This window comes from Ralstonia sp. VS2407 (assembly GCF_052950655.1).
On the sequence record NZ_JBRFVG010000231.1, the window covers coordinates 1 to 475 of the forward strand.

Below are 475 nucleotides of genomic sequence, written 5' to 3' on the forward strand. Positions count from 1 at the left end.
GACCTCTACGGCATGAAGAAGAACCCCACCGGTCAGGCCGACAAGGCGAAGGAGTCCCTGAAGGCCTGTGGCTCCGAGGGCTTCGAGACCAACATCGCCTACCGGGCCGAGCGTCCGAAGGAGAAGGCCACCGCCGAGGCGTTCCAGCAGGCGCTGGAGAAGGTCGGCATCACCGTCAACCCGCGTCCGCTGCCCGAGGGTGACTACTTCTCCGGCACGTGCGGCCTCCCGTCGTACGTCGTGAAGAACAACATCGGCATGTGCGTCAACGGCTGGGGTGCCGACTGGCCCGACGGCTACGGCTTCCTGTCGCAGATCGTCGACGGTCGCGTGATCCGCGAGACCGGCGGCTCGTCCAACACCTCGGTCCGCATCCCCGAGGTCCAGGACATGCTGGACAAGGCGATCGTCGAGCAGGACGAGGACACCCGCAACGAGATGTGGGGCGCCATCGACGAGCGCGTGATGCAGGAGG

At 66.3% G+C, this 475-nt stretch carries 1 protein-coding gene; it reads left to right on the plus strand.

Features of this window, described 5'->3' with window-relative positions:
* Nucleotides 1-12: 12 nt before the first annotated feature.
* Nucleotides 13-475, plus strand: a 463-nt coding sequence (locus ACU8YE_RS24785; protein ID WP_446930182.1) for an ABC transporter substrate-binding protein, incomplete at its 3' end; no start/stop codon positions are given.